Below are 20,807 nucleotides of genomic sequence, written 5' to 3' on the forward strand. Positions count from 1 at the left end.
CTTCACCTCCGGAAATTCCACTCATCATTTCCGTATTTCTCACGAATTAGTTTCTCTGTTAACTCCTTTTCTTCATCCGTCAATTCACCAGGCTCTAAGTCAATCTGAAGAGACTCTTGAAAACCTTCTGTAAAGGCTTCCACCATTTTCGTATATGGAATACGATATCCAAGTACCTGTTCAATAGAAGTTGCCTTATCAAGAAAAATCTTCTTCATCCTTTGTCGAATCTGCTCATTATTGAACTTAAGGACAGAAAAAAGCTTATCCACATTAATGGTATTCAAGATCGAACCATGTTGGAGTATCACACCACGCTGACGATTCTGAGCACTTCCTACTAACTTTTTACCATTCACAGCAATCTCATACCACGATGGTGCATCAAAACAGGCAGAACTATTATGGGGATTGAGTGCATTCCGTCCTTTTCCTTCCAGTGAAACCATAGTTGCAAAAACATTTAATTTCTCAAGCCCACGTAAAATTCCACGGCTGATCACTTTATAGGATTCGATAACAGTTGGTGGAAATAAGGGATGAGTATCGGGTACTATAAAGCTATAGGTCAATTCATCATCATGAAGCACTGCCCTACCACCTGTCAGACGGCGAACAATACCAATTCCCAGGGCTTTACAGGCATCCACATCAATCTCATCTCTCATTTTCTGGAAATAGCCGATGGAGATAGATGCAGGAAGCCAGCCGTAAAAGCGGATAGTAGGCGGTATTTTACCCTCAGAAAGTAAAATCACATCTGCCTCATCTAATGCCATGTTAAATGCGGGATCGTTAAAACCGGTATTTAAAAGACGCCATTTCATTTACTGCCCACCTCCGTTGAATTGAGATGGATATTCTTTCCCTGCCTGACGGCAGAATATATCTCAACTCCCGACCAGAACCCGGTACTTTTTAAAGCATCAAAAATTTCATTCGGTTTTAGAGGACGGGGATAATTATAAATTACCCCACCAGGACGTTCGTTGTAATATGGACGATTACAATCAGGACAACCGCTGGTTTCAAAGGCTTTACCACTATTTAAAAGGTTTAACACTTCCTCACTATCCCGGTTAAAGCCAACTAATCTGCTGTCGGAAAATTGAAAATCATCAATTTCATAACCATATTTCATAATCAAAAAACGCGCCATCTGGATACGCCGATAAACTCCTACATTCGGCTGGGGAAGATGAGCCAGTGGAGTTCCTTTTAAAGGAGTAAAAGCAAAAAGAGCAATCTCAACATTATATTGAGCTAGTTTAGCTATCAACCGCACTGCTTCTTCTTCTGTCTCCCCTAAACCGATAATGATATGGGTTCCTATCTGCCCAGGAAAAGTCTGAGCTGCTTTTAAAAGAAATTCCAATCTTTTTTTAAAAGAACCACCTTTTATTTCATTATATCTTTCAGGATTAACCACATCCAGGGAAATGGTTACCCGTTCAACTCCCATCTCCAACAGTTCCCTAATCTCTCCAAGATTATTCACACTTTTGGAAACACAAAGGGGTAATCCGGTATTCACCAGAGCTTTAATCTCTTCAGCCAATTCACTTTCCCGGCCATCATCAACAGTCTGGATACAACAGCGTTTTAATTTTCCGCTTTTTCTGGCCTTTCTAATCCCTTGTACGATAGTGTCAATATCATATTCAGGCCAGACCACCCGTGAAAGCATTCTAGAATCAGCACCACTTTGAAAAGCCTGAGCACAGAATTTACAATTTCTACGGCAACCTTCACCATGCATCAAATATGCGGTAGTTGGTAATGCATCTATTTTAATCTCCTTAAGCCCCAAAAGATGGGCAGTCCCGATGGACACTCTCATAAAACACAGCACTCCTCTTCATAAACGATCTTATACCCCAATTCTTTTGCACGTTTTATGGCAAGTGGTGTAGGGTTTACAATTTTATTTAAACCTACCTCTACAGCATAATAGTCTATTTCTGCACGATACCTGCCACCAGGCCGCATGCACCCAAGATGAATCGGAATATCTGGAAAAGTCTCTCTAGCATAAACCATTAGCTTTAGAACTTCTTCCAATGCTGGAGGTTTACGATCAGCATAGTCCGTACCGCGGGTTGGGATAAAAATGATAAAAACAAGTCCTTCAACTCCCAATCGTGCCAGTGTGTCAATAGCCTGATATTCTCCTTTAATTTCGCCACCTTTTAATCCAATACAGATATGGGGCATAACCTTCACATATTTTTGCAACATTTGATAGGTCTTAATATAATCATCACCTGTTTTATTCATATGATAAACTTCTTTAATTGTATCATTATCCACCAAAAAATCAAAGGAGACACAATCCACATAAGTAGCTATAGATTTAATCTCTTCTTCACTGATTAACCCTACATGAGCATTGACCTTAAGACCATTAACCACCGATTTCAAAGGTTCTAAATTTATTGATACACGCCCATCATGACTACAGCCGCCGCTGATCAAACAACTGGTACTTTTTCTTCGTGCAATCTCTTTCCCTGCTTCTGTTATAGGGATCATATGATTTAAGTACTTTCCACCGCAATGGGAACAGTTTAGATTACATTTCTTTCCTGTCGTGGTAATGACTGTGGTAGAGTTGGGCCGGACAAAGAAAATCTGGCCCGGGAAATGTATATCCCTGATCTCCCGGGCCTTTTTTATCCGTTCAAAAAGCCCCGGCTCTAATTTTCTGATTTCCAACGGAGAATTGGTCTCCTTGCTGCAGTTACTTCATCCAACCGGCCCACCACAGTGGTCAGCGGTGCTTTAGTTACTTTATCAGGATCTTCCGTAATTTCCCTGGCAATATTGATCATAGCCTCAGCAAAGGCATCTAATGTTTCTTTGCTTTCAGTCTCTGTAGGTTCGATCATTAAAGCTTCTTTTACAATCAATGGGAAATAGATGGTAGGTGGGTGGTATTTGTAATCAATAAGCCGTTTGGCAATATCCAGAGTCGAAGCACCCTGTTTTTTCTGTTTCACACCGGATAAAACAAACTCATGTTTACATACCCGATCATATGGTAATTCATAATACTCTTTTAAAATTTCTTTCAAGTAGTTTGCATTGAGAACAGCATCTTCACTTGCTAATCTTAAGCCTTCTGCCCCCATTGCAAGAATATAAGCAAATGCTTTAACTATAACAGTAAAGTTACCATAACAGGCTTTAACCTTACCGATGGACTCAGGCCGATCAAAGTCCATGTAATAATATTCTTTTCCCTCTGCTTTTTCAATTAAAGGAACAGGCAGAAATGGAATCAACTTTTCTTTAACACCAACTGGACCGGAACCGGGTCCACCTCCACCATGGGGAGTACCGAAGGTTTTATGCAGATTAAGATGAAGAACGTCAAAACCCATATCACCCGGGCGGGCCTTACCCAAAATAGCATTGGCATTCGCTCCATCATAATAAAGCAGACCGCCTGCATTATGAACTATCTCGGCAATTTCAATAATATCAGTCTCAAAAAGGCCCAGAGTATTGGGGTTGGTCAGCATTAAAGCTGCTGTTTTTTCACTTACAGCCTTCTTTAATGCTTTAAGATCCACCAGACCGTTTTCGTTAGATTTTACTTCTACTACTTTAAAACCACACATGGCTGCACTGGCAGGATTAGTACCATGGGCAGAGTCAGGTACAATCACTTCATTCCGGTTTTTATCTCCATTATGCAAATGGTAAGCCTTAATGATCATTAAACCTGTTAACTCCCCATGGGCACCTGCTGCAGGCTGGAAGGAGAAGCGATCCATTCCAGTAATCTCCTGTAACATTTGATCCATTTTATATAAAAGCTTTAAATTACCTTGAACTGTCTCTTCCGGCTGATATGGGTGACTTAAGGCAAATCCTTGATACCGGGAGACATCTTCATTCACCTTAGGATTGTACTTCATTGTGCAAGAACCCAATGGGTAAAAGCCCGAGTCTACACCGAAATTTCTACGAGACAAAGAAGTAAAATGACGAACTACATCAACTTCACTTACCTCAGGCAGATTTGGCTCTTTTTTTCGCAATAAGTCAGGATCCAGATAGGAATCAATCTCAACTCCGGTAAAACCATCTTCAGGTAGAGAAAACCCAACCCGACCTGGGGTACTCAACTCAAAGATCAATTTTTTCCCTTCTCTCATTTAACCCCCTCCAATATTTGTATGTACTGGTCAATCTCTTCCTTACTCCGTTTTTCAGTAACCGCAACCATAAAGCAGTCAGATAACTCTGGATAATCAGACCCAAGAGCATAACCACCAAGAATTCCATTATCTAGCAGGGTTTTAAGAACACTATCTACATCATACTCAGTCTTAATGACAAATTCCTTAAAGAAAGGTCCTTTAAATCGGGTTTTAAATCCGTCCAGCTGATTAATTTTTTCCATCAGATAGTGAGCTTTTTTAAAGGAATTTTCAGCTACCTGACGTAAGCCCTTCTTACCCATAACGGAAAGATAGACTAAAGCAGCCAGAGCATTCAAAGCCTGGTTTGAACAGATATTAGAAGTAGCCCGATGCCTGCGGATATGCTGTTCTCTTGCCTGCAAGGTTAAAACATATCCCCGATTACCCTCATGGTCGGTTGTCTGGCCCACAATCCGGCCCGGCATATAGCGCATAAAATCTTCTTTAGCCGCAAAAAAGCCAAAGGTAGGTCCTCCAAAGCTTACAGGATTACCCAGACTCTGCCCTTCACCGATAGCAATATCTGCACCCAATTCTCCTGGTGAGGCAAGAATACCGAGAGCAATCGGATCTGCATTTATAATCATCAGACTATCATTGGCATGAACTTTTTTAGTAATTTTTTTTATATCTTCAATTATTCCAAAGAAATTAGGATATTGAATGATTACACCTGCTACATCATCACTTAATTTAGATTCTAGATCTTCTAAATCTATTTTACCGTCTTTCATCTCAATCTCTACAAGATTGAAACCAGCACTATCAAAATAGGTTTTACAAACTTTCCGAACTTCCGGATGGACAGTTTTCGAGATCAAAACAGTACTACGTTTCCGCTTTACATTTATTGCCATAAAGCCCGCTTCAGCAGTAGCTGTAGCACCATCGTACATAGATGCATTGGAGACGTCCATACCTGTCAGTTCACAGATCATGGTTTGATATTCAAAAATGGCCTGCAAATAACCCTGACTCATTTCAGCCTGATAAGGGGTATAAGCTGTATAAAATTCAGACCTGAGCAGCATGTGATCTACAACTGATGGTATATAGTGATCATAATAACCTGCTCCTATAAAGCAAATATAATCCTGAATATTGACATTCATATCGCTTAAATCTTTACAGATTTTTTTTATCTCTAATTCAGAATGAGGACGGTTTAATTTCAACTTATCCTTTAAACGGATGGATTCAGGGATATCATCAAAAAGTTCTTCAATTGATTGAATCCCGATCCTCTCCATCATTGCTTTGCGATCTTTAGAAGTATGTGGCAGGTAAGGAAACATTCCTTATTCCTCCTCTGCACAAAATTCTTCATACTCTTCAGCATTAAGCAGATTATTAATCTGATCTGGATCGGAAATTCTTATTTTAACTATCCAATTCTCATAGGGATCTTCATTAAGCAGTTCAGGAGAATCTAACAATTCTTCATTCACTTCTAAAATTTCGCCATCAATCGGCATATAAATATCAGAAGTCGCCTTTACAGAATCAACTACCGCAAAGCTGTCACCTTCAACAAACTCTTCACCAACTTCTGGTAATTCTACAAAAACAACATCACCTAATTGTTCCTGTGCATAGTCTGTAATACCAATATAGCCTATTTCACCTTCCACTCTAATCCATTCATGCTCCTTTGTGTACTTAAGATCTTTTAATACCTTCATTATGCATTCCCCCTTTAAATTATTTTTTATAATTCTTTTTATAAAATGGAATAGGAATTACTTTTGCACGCATTGACCGTTTACCGCGTAAAACTTCAAATTCAGTCCCCAACTCACTATATTGGCTCTTTACCAATGCTAGACCAATATTTTTATCCAGAGTAGGTGAATAAGAGCCGGTTGTGACAAAACCTATAATTTCACCATCCTTAGCCACTTTAAATTGAGCCCGTGGAATTCCGCGATCAATCATTTCAAATCCTACCAGTTTTCTTTTAAGTCCCTCCTCTTTTTGCTTCATTAGAACATCTTTTCCGATAAAATCATCGGTATTCAGCTTAACAAAGATTCCTAATCCCGCTTCCAGTGGTGTAATCTCTTCTGAAATTTCATGGCCATAAAGAGGTAAACCAGCTTCAAAACGAAGTGTATCTCTTGCCCCGAGACCAACGGGCTTAACACCCTGATCTCTACCTGTTTCTAAAATCAGATCCCACATATACACAGCATCCTGAGGAGCTAAATAAATTTCAAATCCATCTTCTCCGGTATAACCGGTACGGGAAATAAGCACATCTTTGCCACCAACTTTAGTTTCAGTAAAGTAGAAAAATTTAATACTTGAAAGGTCATAATCAGTAAGCTTCTGCAAAATCTCTTCAGCCTGTGGGCCTTGAAAAGCTAGCTGAGCAATCCTGTCAGACATATTTTCAATTTTTACATCAAAGTTTCCTTTATTTTGCATAATCCAATCATAGTCTTTATCAATATTTGCTGCATTAACTACCAACATGTAACTATTAGAAGAATATTTATATATCAATAAGTCATCAACCACACCACCACTTGGATAACACATTAGATTGTACTGAACCTGATTATCTTTCATCTTTTTTACATCATTAGTCACCAGGTACTGAACAAAATCTTCAGCATCGGGACCATCTACCTTAATCTCTCCCATATGGGAAACATCAAAAAGCCCGGCATGATTACGTACTGTATGATGTTCTTCTATAATATTGGAATACTGTACAGGCATTTCCCAGCCTCCAAATTCAATAATTTTACCACCATATTTTTTATAGATTTCAAAAAGAGGAGTCCTTTTTAAACTACCCATTGTCACCATCCCTCCTTATGAAATTTTGTGAATTTTTTTATTAACAGAAAGAGGAGCATAGAAAACTCTATGCTCCTCTGTCTATACCTGAGAGATTGGACCCGCTATAAATTAAAACGAGTCTTGCCCCTTCGGCGTTTTTCCATACGGAAAAACTTTTCCAGAGTATCCGTCCAGATGCAGTCCTGGTGCCTGAGAGTTTCGCTATGATTTCATAGCTTGCTCCTTCGGCTTTCCTTATAAAAGGAAATCTCCTGCATCCTTCATCCAGATAACGATATTCACTTTTCAAAATAACACCGTTTATATACATTTTATTACAACATAAATTAAAAAATTCCTGCAAATCTTTATAAAAAAACATAATTGATTTTACTGCGAAAAGCTAATTTTTCGCTTTATGAAGAAATTTTTTACCTATCCATGAGGGCTGTTCACCTTATTATGTTTCACGTGAAATTTTACATTTCCTTTGAAAAAATGACCTTTTATAACTAGACCATCAAATTTATGATAAAATTTAAGCAAAAAGAGGGGGAAAGTCCCCTCTTCTCAAGGTCCCCAAACTGGGTAGCTATCATCTGTTAAGTTATATGTTACCTGCCATTCATTTAAACCATCTTTATCCATTACAAAGATTTCATATTCTCCATCACGATCAGATACAAAAGCAATCATTGTTCCATCTATAGACCATACAGGATCTAAGTCGCTTGCGGCACTCTCAGTCAAACGTTTTGCAGATAAACCAGCACCATCGATAGAACCAACACTTGAGATTGTGTAAATATCATAGTCACCGCCATCTCGTTTCGAAATAAACGCCAACATGCTACCATCTGGAGACCAGGAAGGACTTCTGTCATCTGCAATATTAGTTGTTACCTGGACGATATTCCAACTACTATATGGATCTGCTGAACCATTAAATTCAATTGCCCAGATATCCCCATTAGCTTCAAAGACGATTTTAGTACCATCCGGAGACCACTTAGGATTGGCACAAACACCATCAACGACAGTACCACCTGTCAATGATATATTATTGGAACCATCAGCTTTTATCTTCCAAATATTGCCTTGACTTACATAGGCAATATAGCTTCCTTCAGGAGACCATGTTGGTGCTTCATCATCATAATCATTAAGCGTCAGACGTAAAAGAGAAGTTCCATCTTCATTCATTACATATATATCATCATTACCTTCCTGATCAGAAACAAAGGCAATTTTATCTCCACCTGGAGCCCATACAGGACTTTTTTCATTAGCATAATCGGAGGTCAAGCGTGTTAGATTACTTCCATCAGCATCTACTACATAAATGTTACTATTACCTTCACTTGTATCATAAGCTTCAAACAAAATTTTTGACTTATATGGATGCCATTGTGGTTTCTCTTCAATTAAATTAGTATTATTTGTTAGTCTTACTAAAATATTATTGGCATCCAGGTAATAAATTTCACCATTACTGCTATCCTGCAAAGATATAAAAGTGAGTTTATTTGGTAAATTGAGACTGGTAAATACTGCAGTAACAGTTATATCACTATTCATTGTAACAGTCTCTGGATTTGTTGTAGATGTATCTATAGGACCACCTTCCCAATGATCAAAGAACCATCCTGCTGCAGGTTTAGCAGTTAAAGTTACATCAGTTCCTTCCTCATAGGTAGTTTGATCAGGATTCTTTTCTACTGTACCTTGGCCTGAAATATTAACTGTTAAAGTATATTGCGGTTTTATAATGGAGAAAGTAGCTGATAAATCAGAAACCGGGCCATTTTCATTTCCAGTTGGATCTACAACTGGTTTTAATTCATAAGTTCCCACAGCAAAACTACTACCATCAACCGTTTTCTGAACAGTTATCTCAGCACCAACAGCAAGTCCCCCACTGACAGTATCATCAAGACCCAATTCACCAATTAAAGATCCATTCTGATAAATATCCCAGCTTATATCAAAGGAACCTGCATCCTTATTTCCATTATTCTTTACTGTAATTGATGCAGTAGCTGTGTCATCCTGCTCGACTGTGGTAGCTGAAATTGATAGATCAATTATTTCCAATTTGGCACCATAGACATTAATTGTGATCGTTTCACTATCACTTTGACCATTCGCTTCAGCAGTAAATGTTACAGTATAACTACCTAAATCATCTATTGTTGGAGTCCAACTAAAGCTTCCTGTACTGGTATCAAAAGTAGCTCCCTGTGGCAAACCTGCAGCACTATAAGTGACCGGATCACCATCAGGATCATTGGCTGTTACCGTAAAAGATAATCCCTGACCTGCATCAACTGTTTTATCACCTATAGTACTGAGAACAGGCGGACGATCAACATTATTTACTGTTATAGTTATGGTCTCACTATCAGTATTACCTTTACCATCACTAACTTTAAAGGTTATAGTATATGTTCCTGCGTCATCATAAGTTGGTATCCAACTAAATGTTTGAGTAGCAGGATCAAACTTATCAGTAACTTTTGAATCACCACTAACACTATAAGTCAATAGATCCTGATCTAAATCAGTAGCTGTAACAGTAAAAGTTAATTCTTCATTTTCATTAACTGACTTATCACCTATTGGATCAAGGACAGGTGGAAATTCAACATCATTGACTACAATGGTAATTATCTCACTATCACTTTTCGTATTGGATGTGGCAGTAAAGGTTGCAGTATAAGTACCAATATCATCTATTGTCGGAGTCCAGCTAAATTCTCCGGTTTGACTATTTATAGTTGCTCCAGACGGTAAACCACTGACACTATAGGTGATAGGATCACCATCGGGATCACTGGCTGTAACTATAAAACTTAATTCACTATACTCATCAACAGATTTGTCACCTATAGGATCAAGGACAGGTGGATGGTCAACGATTACAGTGATAGTTATGGTTTCACTATCAGTATTCCCTTTATTGTCTCTTACTTCAAAGGTTATAGTATAAGTTCCTTCATCATTATAAGTTGGTATCCAACTGAATGTTTGAGTAGCAGGATCAAACTTATCAGTAACTTTTGAATCACCACTAACACTATAAGTCAATGGATCCTGATCTAAATCAGTAGCTGTAACGGTAAAAGTTAATTCTTCATTCTCATAAGCTGTCTTATCACCTATAGGATCAAGGACTGGAGCAAATTCAACATCTTTTACTTCAATGGTAATTGTTTCACTATCCTCTGCACCATTAGATGCTGCAGTAAAGGTTGCAGTATAAGTACCAATATCATCTATTGTCGGAGTCCAGCTAAATTCTCCGGTTTGACTATTTATAGTTGCTCCAGACGGTAAACCACTGACACTATAAGTGATAGGCTCATTATCAGGATCATTAGCTGTTACTACAAAACTTAACTCACTATACTCATCAACGGTTTTATTACCTATAGGGTTAAGAACAGGTGGACGATCAACATTGTTTACCGTAATAGTTATTGTCTCGCTTGTACTTAATTCACTACCAGTAACAGTAAAGGTAATTGTATAAGTTCCTGCATCAAAATATCCCGTAGTCCAATTGAAAGTCTGAGTATCAGGATCAAACTTATCAACCAGGTCACCGACTGCAGTATATGTCAGTCCATCACCATCTGGATCAGTTGCAGATATAGTGAAAGATAATGTTTCGGTTTCATTAATTGTTTTGTCTCCAATCGGTTGCAAAATCGGAGCCCGGTCAACATTATTTACTGTAATTGTTATTGTTTTTTCAATATCTATCTGACCATCGCTTACATTAACGGTCAAAGTATAAGATCCAGCATCATCATAAGTTGGTGTCCAATCGAATGTTAAATTACCAAGATCAACCTTATCCTTAAGATCGCCACTGACATTATATGTTAATTCTTCACCATCTGGATCAGTTGCTGCTATACTGAAAGTCAATCTTTCATTTTCATTAACCGTTTTATCCTCAAGTAAATCAAATTCAGGAGGTCTATTAACATTAATTACTGTAATAGTTATTGTTTCACTAACCTCTACATTACCATCACTAACGGTAAAAGTCATAGTATAAGATCCAGCATCATCATAAGTTGGTGTCCAGCTAAAAGTTTGAGTATTTACATCAAATTTATCGGTCAAATCACCACTAACACTGAATGTTAGATCATCATTATCAGGATCAGAAGCATATACAGTAAAAGTTAATTCTTCTGCTTCTTTAACAGTTTTGTCCCCTATAGTAGCAATTACTGGAGGTTCATTTTTATTATATTTATAGAGGACAGTAACTCCACGATTGATCAATGTCTGGATTACTGAGTCAATAGCCAAATTAAGACCTTCATTACCCATTAAGGTAACTTCCTTTAAATTAATCAGTTCAAGTAAAACACTTATATCGGTAATTTGATTATTATGTAGATATAGTTTTTCTAAATTAGTTAAATTTGCCAAACCACTTATATCCTTAATCTGATTATCACTTAGATCCAATTCTTTTAATGAAGTTAACCTGCTCAAATCACTAATATTAATTATTGAATTATTACTGAGATTAAGTTTTTCTAATGATATCAAAGTAGTCAGAGGAAGAAGATTATTGATTTGATTATTACTCAAATCAAGTTCCTTCAAATTATCATACTGCCAGACCAGTTCCGTAATATCACTAATCTGATTATTACTTAAATTAAGTTTCTCTAAATTTTTTAATTTATCCAAAGCACTAATGCTGGTAATCTGATTTCCACAAAGATCAAGTTCTTTTAAATTTGTTAACAGAGATAAAGCACTTATATCACTTATATTGTTATTATTGAGCATCAGTTTCTCTAAAGTTGTAAGTTTGGATAATTTTTGAATGTCACTAATCAAGTTCCCACCAAGGTTTAGAACTGTTAGACTTTTACCTGCAAGCCAGACCAGATCATCAACATTATTAATCTGATTATTACTAAGATTAACCTCTTGTAAATTTTTCAGATTCGATAAAACAGTTATATCTTTTATCTCATTATAACTAAGGTAAAGATACTTCAAATTTGTTAATCCAGACAGATTAGAAATGTCACTAATACCAGTTCTACTGAGATTTAACCGGGTTAAAGCAGTTAAATTTTCTATTCCTTTTAATGACTTAATCTCCATAACAGAAGCATCAAGTGAATCTAATCCTTTAACATCCTCTTTTGTAATAGATCCAACAGGCTTATTAATTGCTTTCCGTACGGCTTTTTCAAGATTAGAATCCTCAAAAACAATTATTTCAGTAACATATTCTTGATTTTTACCTGTAAAATTTACATTATTATCATCTTTAGATACAACCCGTTTGATAGGTTCAAAAACCCATCCCTGTTTGGATGGAGTAATGGTCACAGTACCCTTTAATCCAGATAATTTCCAATAACCGGAGTTATCTGTCTTGGTTCTAGCATTAGTTTCCCCAGATGCTGTTATAGTAACATCTGAAATACCTTCTCCACTCTGATCTATAATTTTACCTGAAACTGTATAAGAACGTTTTATAAAACACCCATTTAATAATAAAGCCAATCCGATAATCAAAATATAAAATGCTAAAAATCTCCTCTTAAACAAAACTATCACCTCCTATCAAACCAATATTAACCATCACATAAAACTTTGACCCCTCTTTGCCGTAACGTATCAATTACCTGGCTTGCTGGAGACCCTTGTGATAAATCAAGGTTAGGATTGTCCATAATATTAACTATCTGCAGACTACTTAAATCAAGTAAAACATATATATCAATAATTTGATTGCTTTCGAGATATAAATTTTCTAATTTATTTAAATTACTCAAACCATCAATAACCTCAATCACATTATGACTAAGATCTAACTCTCTTATATTAGTTAATTCACCCAGAACTCCAATATCACGAATTTGATTGTAAGAAAGATTGATTTTTTCCAATTGAGTTAAAACATGTAAAACATTAATATCTCCAATCTGATTACCACTGAGATCAATCTCTTTTAAGTTACCATCTCCTAACCAGACCAAACCATCAATATTACTCAACTTATTTTCACTTAGATCAAGCTTTTCCATGTTTTTTAAGTTAAAATATTCAAAAACACTTATATCATCAATCTGATTACCACTGAGATCAAGTTCTATTAAATTCGTTAAGTCCGATAAATCTCTAATATCATTTATCTGATTATCGGAAAGTGTAAGTTTATTTAAAGCAGTCAATCCAGACAAAACTGAAATATCAGTTATAAGATTACCTGCCAGGTTTAACTCAGTTAAATTTTTTAATTTCAAAGAGGTAATATCGCTAATCAGATTATTACTCAAATCAAGCTGCTCTAAGTTTATTAAATTAGCTAATGGACTAATATTACTAATTGAGTTAGATCTTAAGTCAAGATAAACTAAATTGCTCAATTCAGCTAAATAACTGATGTCAGAGATATTGTTGTCAGATAAATCTAACCAGGTCAAAGATGTTAAATATTCAATTCCTTCCAGAGAATCTATTGATATATATGATGCATCAAGAGAATATAAATCTTTTACATCTTCTGGCATAATTGGGCCAGTTGGCTTATTAATTGCATCTCGAACTGCTCGCTCAAGATTAGGATCAGCAAATTTTATCCCTGTTATCGCAATCTCTTCAACAAATATAGCTTTAACTTCTTTATTTCCATCCATATAAATTGTAGTTGGATTTTTTTCTTTTTCAGTTACATCTCCATCCCAGCGATCAAAAATCCAGTTATCTGCTGGTTGAGCAGTTAATGTCACTTTTGTTCCTATTTTATAATTTTCACCTTCAGGATCTACAGTAACTGTACCTTCCCCAATAGTATCAATATTCAGTATAAAGGTAGCATCTTCATCAATCTCAAATACAGCAATAACATTATTATTTTTATCTACAGTGATATTAACCGGATTTGTACTTCCAGTTATATCTCCCTTCCAACTTTTAAATTTCCAGCCTTCCTCAGGTATTGCATTTAAAGTTACTTTAGTTCCCTTTTCATAAAGTGATTGATCTGGATTTTTCGTAACTTTTCCCTTACCCTCTGCAGCTATATTTACTTTAAAAAAACGCATAAGTTCATTAAATTCATTCGTAGATGAACAACCAGCTAAAATCCCTACCATAATGAAAAAGAGTACAATACCTATTACTTTCTTTTTATTCATTAATTATTTTCCCCCTTTTTTAAACACATCAAAAAATATCTAAAAGAGGGTGTAAAGTACAGTTATTGTCCTTGCACCCTGTTTATAACATAAAACTTAAACCTGTCATAAAATAATTATTTCCATCTTTTTCTGCCTCTTTTTTATATTCACAACTGATCGTAAAACGTCTAAACAATTTTTTCTCTCCTCTGATTATAATCCAATTGTTATAAGAATCATCTGTATTAATAATAATATTGGAAGTTAGCTTTACCGTATTAACAGGTTTAAATTCCACTATATTTTCTAAATGTAAATTATCCATATCTTTGTCCTTTTCATAATAACCATATAAAATATAATTTGTCTGTTCATTTATGACATTTTTATATGCCACTTTCAAATTAAACCGAATATTATTAAGATCATCAATGAAAAAGGTTCCTAAATGCCCCTTAAAAGAATGCTTTGAATTCATATTATATGTAAATCCACTTTCTAAACGTTTTATAATAATTCCCTCTTGATAAAAGTATAATTGAAAATTATTATGTAATGTTAGTTTTTTGTTTAAAATTTTATCAGATAATAATTTTATGCTTGGAACAATTAAATCATCCTGTATAAAATAAAACCCTACCATCCCTGATAAAGCGAATGTTTCTCTATTTATTACTCTCTGCTTAAGTTGAAAAATTTTATAGTTTTCCTGGGAAGATGAGTAATAATATAACTCCGAATTTCTTAAAATGCCGTAATTAAAATAAAACTCAGTATCAGATCCATTGTCCACCTTTTTTCCAGAGTCATACTCTAAAATTTTTGTATAAAATTCTAATTTACCATGTTTTAAATCATATTTTATCTCAGCCGTATCCATAAAATCTTCCCAGTAATAAATATTCCGGGCAGCAGTCTCAGAAGTCAATGCTAAAACTAAAATTATAAAAATAGCAAAAATATTTTTTTTCATAATTGTAACCTCCATGATTGTTAAAAGTATGGACCTAGATAATTTTTTCGACGTATTATTTATATTTCCTTCAATTGTCTCATAGGAAAATAGTCCTTATACATAAAAAGTTAGTATATCCACAATTTCTAACCAAAGAAGTCATCCTCTTTACTGAAAGAATTTCCCGAAGGAATTAAAAACCTGTATTTAGAAATATATAAAACAAATAAAAAAGGAGATAATGATTAAATGTCAATAAAAATTCGAGAAATTTATTATCACGCTGTATGCTTTGTCACTCTAATTTTCTGTATCTTTGCCCTTACAGGTATGGCCAACATTATAACTGACATTTTTTCCCTTCCTCAATTTATATTCCCTCAAAAATGGAAATATTTAAGCGTTTTAGCCAATTAGAACCTGATTTAAAAAAATAAAATCACTTTTGAAGAATGGTTTGAAGAAAAACAAAAACTTTAGATTATGCAGGAAAAGAAAAACCGGATTCATCGCCTGACAACAAGTCTAAGTAGATCTATTACACTTCTTTTAATCTCACTACCTCTATATATCTACCACTAGCGAAGGGTCAGAAAACTTGAAAATTAACAACAAAATTGAGTAATATACCCTAAGACATACCACCAGGCTGTTGAAAAAGGGGGTTTAGACAATTTGCTCCCCCAGGGAAACAGAAAATTTCTTCCGCTACCGGACGCTCCGCCGTCCCGACTGCACGCCCTTAAAAGTTAAGGCTTCCGCTCTCCTGACTTTAGCCTTGACTTATACGCTTCAGAAATTATATTTAGTTTTTCTGGCAGTGCACGAACAACTCTCTAAATAAAGAAAGGTTTGTCAACAAGCTCGGGGATTCTCCTCTTTTTTTTATTTACAAAAAGCTAATTTTTCGCTTCTTGAGAAATTTTTCGAATCATCTAAAGCTCGATTTACGCCGAAATAAGGCTTCCTAATCAAAGAGCCCTTCTGACTCTTAGAACTAGCTCATCACATCCTGTGATGAGGCCTTATTTCGTCGGAAATCTCGCAAAGATTTGACGAAAAATTTCTATATCACTCAAAATTAGCTTTTTGCAGTATAATCATATTTAGTTTTTCTACTTTCTAAAGCTGAGTACCAGTGTGCGAGCAAGTCTCTAAAAAAGAAGGACTTATCAACAATCTCATGGCATACCCTAAGGTATGTCCACTATTTTCCAAATAAAATCCTACCCAACATTGGTCGGTGGATTCGTATTGCCTGTTTCGGACAAAGTTCTTGACAACAAAAACAGCGAATACATTTATCCAGATCAGCATTTACACCCTTTTCCAACTTCTGAATCACCTGAGGTGGACAGCTTCTAATACAATCCCCACATTGAACACAAATCTCCGGATCAAAAACCGGCTTTGGCCTGAGAAGACCGGTCATCCACTTTGCTAAAGGTTTAGGCAACCTCCGTTCCAATAATTTAGCCGAATAATCTATGTTCGGTGAATTAAAGTTTTCAGGTTTAAGCCTTCCGATTGGATCTCCCAGAAGCTGAACATCTTTTAATTCATAACCTAAACCTCTTTTTTTGGCCATCTTAATAGTAGGAATCTTTTCAGGTTTAATCTTGACCAATTCAGCCATCACCACATCAAGAGCAAAAGGATTTGGACTCACCAATAAAGTATTCAATTCTATAGGTTTACCACCCGATGGCCCTTCTCCCTCCATTCCAATTATTCCATCCATTATAGTCAATCCGGGAGAAACAAATAAAGCAATATCAATCAATGCATCAGCAAAATCATCAATTTTTTGCATATTTAAATGATACTCTGCTTTCAAGAGTCCTGGAATAGCACCAAATAAGTTCTTAACCCCGCCGGTCATTTTCGTTAATCCATGGGTTTTTAGCTTAGGCAGGTTAATAATCAAATCAGCATTTTTAATATACTTACCAACAGTAACATTTTTTAAAATTTTACCTTCAGGAAAGGAATGTTTCACAAATCCAAACTCCCAATTTAATTCTGCACCGGTAGCAACTGCCACAGCTTCCATCCCAGTCCTGCGGTAAACCCGCTGCAGCAGAGTCCTATTAAACGGCCCACCAGGACTATCTCCAATAATAGCCTTTCCATCTGCTTCATGCACCAATTCCGCAACAGCATGCACCACAGCAGGATGGGTAGTGGCTGCTTCTTCCGGTTTTTTTGCCATCAGTAAATTAGCTTTCAAAAGTACTTTTTGTCCTGGTTTAACGAAAGCTCTAATTCCACCCCAGGGCTCTAATCCATCTTTCAAACGTTCTTTAATCAAATTAACTTCATAACGATTACAATACAATATCATAACACGATTATCCTTCAAATTCATTTTATCTCATACTCCCTTTCCAAAATGTTAACTTTCCGGTCATTATTTTTATCTTTTTGTTTCTAAGTTCCATTTATAAGTCAAAAAATCCTTCTTAAAATTTTAAATAAATATGATTAAACTGCAAAAAGCTAATTTTTCGCTTTATAAAGAAATTTTTCGAACCATCTAAAGTTCGATTTCAATGACTTGCTTAGCTCATCAATCCTCATATGAGGCCATTCTTTTCAATCTCTCACTAAGATGGTTAAACGAAAAATTTCTATAGCGCTCAAAATTAGCTTTTTGCAGTTTAATCATTAAAAAGATTTTATTTTTGTTTTTTATTCTGATTTTTAATAGGATAGCCACCTAAAAACGACGCATACTCCACATGTCGTAATTCATCTTTAAATTTAAAAGTTGCATGAGCATGACCAGAAAGAAAATAATAACCGGTAATTAGTACCAGCCATCCTATTCCAGAGTAAATACCAATTCTCTGTTCCGGAATAAACCAGAGAGTGATAAGCACTCCAACTAACAAAATGGCCGCCAACCATGATGTATAAGGATAACCCGGCATTTTATATTCCAACTCTCCCTTAGCCCGCTCTTCTAAAATAGGACGATAAAAAATATGTGTTATAGAGATGAGCATCCAAATAAACATAAATCCAAAGGCAGAAATTCCAGTGATGTAAAGAAAAGCACTCTCTGGTGAGATATAATAAACCAGTACACCAACATAAAGAAAAAAAGTACTGGCAAGTACCGCATAAGTAGGTACTTTCGTCTTTTCATTTACTTTCCCCAAAATGGGAGGAGTAAAACCACTTTTAGCCAGAGAATATAACATTCGTGAACTAGTGTATAAACCACTATTCATACTTGACAGAGCAGCGGTAATAACTACAAAATTCATAATAGTAGCTGCACCCGGTATTCCTATCCTATCAAAAACCAATACAAAAGGACTTCCAGATAACCCAACATTTTTCCAGGGAATAACACCTACTAATATAGCGATAGAACCAACATATAAAATTAAAGTTCTAGCTACAATTCCGTAAATAGCTTTTGGTACATCCTTCTTGGGATTTTCAGTTTCCCCTGCTGCCACTCCAATTACTTCCGTTCCTCCGTACCCAACCATTACCATAACCATGGAAAGTATTAGTCCTGAGATTCCCCGGGGAAAGAATCCTCCATATTTGACATAATTGGTTGTACCAATTGGTTTACCTATTATCCCAAAAATGAAACTAGCTCCAACAAGAATAAATAATATTATAGCTGCAACTTTAATAAAGGAAAACCAAAATTCAAACTCACCAAATGATTTTACATTTCTAAGATTGACCCAGGTCATGGCTATAGAAAAAATAATTCCAAAAATCCAACCATACTGTCGTGGAAACCAGTATGACATATAAGTCGAAGCCGCTACAATCTCTGCAGCCATGACTACAACCCAGGAGAGCCAATATGTCCATCCTACTATATAACCTGCATATGGGTGAAGTGCTTCTGCTGCATAAACCCTAAATGACCCCGGGACTGGATTGGCTACAGACATTTCCGCCAACGCTAACATTACAAGCATCATGATCGCCCCGCCCAAGGCATATGCCAGAATTACACTTGGGCCAGCTAATTTTACAGTAGCACCACTTCCTAAAAACACACCTACTCCAATAACGCCTCCGATAGAAATCATGGTCAAATGTCTGGAAGTAAGACCACGTCCTAATTCCTCATTTTTACTTGCCATAACAAAAAAACCTCCCATCTGTTTAACTCATCTTTAGTTTTTACAGATGGGAGAAAATTTATAAAAGCTAACCTAATTAAACTGTAAAAAGCTAATTTCTCGCTCCTTGAGAAATTTTTCGGATCATCTAAAACTCGATTTCCGCCGAAATAAGGCTTCCTGATCAAAGAGCCCTCCTGGCTGATGAGGCCTTATTTCGTCGGAAATCTTGCTAAGATGATTTGGCGAAAAATTTCTATGTCGCTTAGAATTAACTTTTTGCAGTATAATCATCACTATTCTTTTTTATCAACCCACTCAAGCGCCATCTTTACCCTCTCATCAATAGGTGGGTGAGAAGCTTTAAATAACAATTTATATAGACTTAATTTTAGTTCAGCCAGACTTTCATCTGCAAGTTTAACAAACGCAGTCGCTAGATTACGGGGATTTTCGATAAGCCGAAGTGCATATTCATCAGCCTTTCTCTCAATTCTACGGCTAATATAAAGCTCAATTGGAGTAATTACCCAATTTATTATTCCCCAGATTAAAAACAGCATGGGCAAACTGGCAATACTATCAATCTCATCATATCCCCACCACTTTACTAACGGTTGCCAGATCAGGGAAATTAAATATGTTATAACAAGTAAAATTCCAAACTGGATTAAAAGAAGTTTAGTAATATCTCCATTAGCATGATGACCTATCTCATGTGCTAAAATTGCCTCAATCTCAGCTTCAGTATATTTATCCTGTAATGTATCACTCAGAATAATCTTTCGGGTTTTACCCATGCCAATTACCGCAGCATTTGCAGAATTAACTTTAGAGCTCAGATTAAATTCATATATATCTGTAACTTTGACTTTTGCACGTTCAAATAAATTTTCTAATCTTTGCCTTAATGGAGTATTTGGAAATGGTGTTAGTTTAAAGAATAATGGAAATAACACTACCGGCATTATAAATGTAAAAAGTATAATAAATATAAATCCTATGATTGTATAAATAATCCACCAACTTTCGGGCCATTTTTGAACCAAAATGAGAAATCCTCCACCTGCTATATTTAAAATTAAAAGTTCAAGGATTAAAACTTTCACTTTATCTAAAAACCATTCTTTTTTACTCTGGCTTGAAAGCTCAAACTCCAGATTTAGTCGATATTCAAAATAATCCAAAATCGAATTAAAAATCGTGTAAATTATATAAAAACCTGTTGTGAAAAGCACTAGTTTCATAATCCAACTTTCTGTCCAATCAGTTAAAAAATGATAAAGTCGTTTTTCTAAAGAAAACCCCAGAAAAATCGCCCAAAATAGAACATGGAAAATTCGATTAAACCAGTTGTATCGATCTTTACGCCGATGGAATTTTTTAGCCAATCTTCTTCGTTCAGGATTATATAAACATTCCATTCCTATCACCCCCTCTTAAAGCCAAAATAAATTTGCCAATTTATTTCTCCAATCAAAATATAAAATCCTCTTTTTCACCTTCAAATATCAAAATTAGCCGTGCTTTTATGCACGGCTAATTCTAAACTCAATCTCATAATTTTATTATAAAGTTAATTTTT

The 20,807-nt window shown here is 35.7% G+C and carries 13 protein-coding genes and 2 riboswitches; all 13 genes read right to left on the reverse strand.

The genetic code is table 11. The annotated features are described in order from the left end of the window. Nucleotides 1-2: 2 nt before the first annotated feature. Nucleotides 3-827 (reverse strand): lipoate--protein ligase family protein, encoded by an 825-nt coding sequence (locus tag BBF96_RS05605; RefSeq protein WP_127016237.1) that lies wholly within the window; start codon nucleotides 825-827, stop codon nucleotides 3-5. Further along, the gene (locus BBF96_RS05610) at nucleotides 824-1,840 is read right to left on the reverse strand and encodes a radical SAM protein (protein WP_127016238.1); all 1,017 of its coding nucleotides are present in this window, start codon (nucleotides 1,838-1,840) and stop codon (nucleotides 824-826) included. Before BBF96_RS05610 ends, BBF96_RS05605 begins: the two co-directional genes overlap by 4 nt. Then, a complete protein-coding gene (locus BBF96_RS16380) occupies nucleotides 1,837-2,715 on the reverse strand; it encodes a radical SAM protein (protein ID WP_164730913.1) in 879 nt (292 codons plus the stop codon). The genes BBF96_RS05610 and BBF96_RS16380 overlap by 4 nt, the downstream gene beginning before the upstream one ends. Continuing rightward, nucleotides 2,697-4,163 (reverse strand): aminomethyl-transferring glycine dehydrogenase subunit GcvPB, encoded by a 1,467-nt coding sequence (gene gcvPB, locus BBF96_RS05620; RefSeq protein ID WP_127016239.1) that lies wholly within the window; start codon nucleotides 4,161-4,163, stop codon nucleotides 2,697-2,699. Before gcvPB ends, BBF96_RS16380 begins: the two co-directional genes overlap by 19 nt. Further along, the gene (gene gcvPA / locus BBF96_RS05625) at nucleotides 4,160-5,506 is read right to left on the reverse strand and encodes an aminomethyl-transferring glycine dehydrogenase subunit GcvPA (protein ID WP_127016240.1); all 1,347 of its coding nucleotides are present in this window, start codon (nucleotides 5,504-5,506) and stop codon (nucleotides 4,160-4,162) included. The genes gcvPB and gcvPA overlap by 4 nt, the downstream gene beginning before the upstream one ends. Nucleotides 5,507-5,509: 3 nt before the next feature. After that, a complete protein-coding gene (gcvH, locus tag BBF96_RS05630) occupies nucleotides 5,510-5,893 on the reverse strand; it encodes a glycine cleavage system protein GcvH (protein ID WP_127016241.1) in 384 nt (127 codons plus the stop codon). A 19-nt stretch (nucleotides 5,894-5,912) separates the two neighbouring features. Next, complete coding sequence (gene gcvT / locus BBF96_RS05635) at nucleotides 5,913-7,016, reverse strand: glycine cleavage system aminomethyltransferase GcvT (RefSeq protein ID WP_127016242.1); 1,104 nt, start codon at nucleotides 7,014-7,016, stop codon at nucleotides 5,913-5,915. Nucleotides 7,017-7,089: 73 nt separating this feature from the next. Beyond that, nucleotides 7,090-7,184, reverse strand: a riboswitch (glycine riboswitch). A gap of 2 nt (nucleotides 7,185-7,186) precedes the next feature. Beyond that, nucleotides 7,187-7,283, reverse strand: a riboswitch (glycine riboswitch). Nucleotides 7,284-7,568: 285 nt separating this feature from the next. Beyond that, nucleotides 7,569-12,593 (reverse strand): putative Ig domain-containing protein, encoded by a 5,025-nt coding sequence (locus BBF96_RS05640; protein WP_164730914.1) that lies wholly within the window; start codon nucleotides 12,591-12,593, stop codon nucleotides 7,569-7,571. 26 nt (nucleotides 12,594-12,619) lie between these two features. Further along, nucleotides 12,620-14,185, reverse strand: coding sequence for a leucine-rich repeat domain-containing protein (locus tag BBF96_RS05645; protein ID WP_127016244.1), 1,566 nt, complete (start codon nucleotides 14,183-14,185; stop codon nucleotides 12,620-12,622). An 82-nt stretch (nucleotides 14,186-14,267) separates the two neighbouring features. Continuing rightward, nucleotides 14,268-15,140, reverse strand: coding sequence for a hypothetical protein (locus BBF96_RS05650; protein ID WP_127016245.1), 873 nt, complete (start codon nucleotides 15,138-15,140; stop codon nucleotides 14,268-14,270). A 1,189-nt stretch (nucleotides 15,141-16,329) separates the two neighbouring features. Further along, nucleotides 16,330-17,490: a DUF362 domain-containing protein gene (locus BBF96_RS05655; protein WP_127016246.1), complete on the reverse strand. Its 1,161-nt coding sequence runs from the start codon at nucleotides 17,488-17,490 to the stop codon at nucleotides 16,330-16,332. 310 nt (nucleotides 17,491-17,800) lie between these two features. Beyond that, nucleotides 17,801-19,243 (reverse strand): amino acid permease, encoded by a 1,443-nt coding sequence (locus tag BBF96_RS05660; protein ID WP_164730915.1) that lies wholly within the window; start codon nucleotides 19,241-19,243, stop codon nucleotides 17,801-17,803. Nucleotides 19,244-19,518: 275 nt separating this feature from the next. Then, entirely contained in the window at nucleotides 19,519-20,646 is a 1,128-nt protein-coding gene (locus tag BBF96_RS05665) for a M48 family metalloprotease (RefSeq protein ID WP_127016248.1), read from the reverse strand. Nucleotides 20,647-20,807 lie beyond the last annotated feature (161 nt).

The sequence above is a fragment of the Anoxybacter fermentans genome (assembly GCF_003991135.1).
GTDB lineage: Bacteria > Bacillota > Halanaerobiia > DY22613 > DY22613 > Anoxybacter > Anoxybacter fermentans.

Excerpts from the sequence above, each read along its gene's own strand:
- BBF96_RS05610 (WP_127016238.1), bottom strand. The coding sequence starts at position 1,840 with ATGAGAGTGTCCATCGGGACTGCCCATCTTTTGGGGCTTAAGGAGATT.
- BBF96_RS05605 (WP_127016237.1), bottom strand. The coding sequence starts at position 827 with ATGAAATGGCGTCTTTTAAATACCGGTTTTAACGATCCCGCATTTAAC.
- BBF96_RS05665 (WP_127016248.1), bottom strand. The coding sequence starts at position 20,646 with ATGGAATGTTTATATAATCCTGAACGAAGAAGATTGGCTAAAAAATTC.
- gcvT (WP_127016242.1), bottom strand. The coding sequence starts at position 7,016 with ATGGGTAGTTTAAAAAGGACTCCTCTTTTTGAAATCTATAAAAAATAT.
- gcvPB (WP_127016239.1), bottom strand. The coding sequence starts at position 4,163 with ATGAGAGAAGGGAAAAAATTGATCTTTGAGTTGAGTACCCCAGGTCGG.
- BBF96_RS05655 (WP_127016246.1), bottom strand. The coding sequence starts at position 17,490 with ATGAATTTGAAGGATAATCGTGTTATGATATTGTATTGTAATCGTTAT.
- gcvH (WP_127016241.1), bottom strand. The coding sequence starts at position 5,893 with ATGAAGGTATTAAAAGATCTTAAGTACACAAAGGAGCATGAATGGATT.
- BBF96_RS05660 (WP_164730915.1), bottom strand. The coding sequence starts at position 19,243 with ATGGCAAGTAAAAATGAGGAATTAGGACGTGGTCTTACTTCCAGACAT.
- BBF96_RS05650 (WP_127016245.1), bottom strand. The coding sequence starts at position 15,140 with ATGAAAAAAAATATTTTTGCTATTTTTATAATTTTAGTTTTAGCATTG.
- gcvPA (WP_127016240.1), bottom strand. The coding sequence starts at position 5,506 with ATGTTTCCTTACCTGCCACATACTTCTAAAGATCGCAAAGCAATGATG.
- BBF96_RS05645 (WP_127016244.1), bottom strand. The coding sequence starts at position 14,185 with ATGAATAAAAAGAAAGTAATAGGTATTGTACTCTTTTTCATTATGGTA.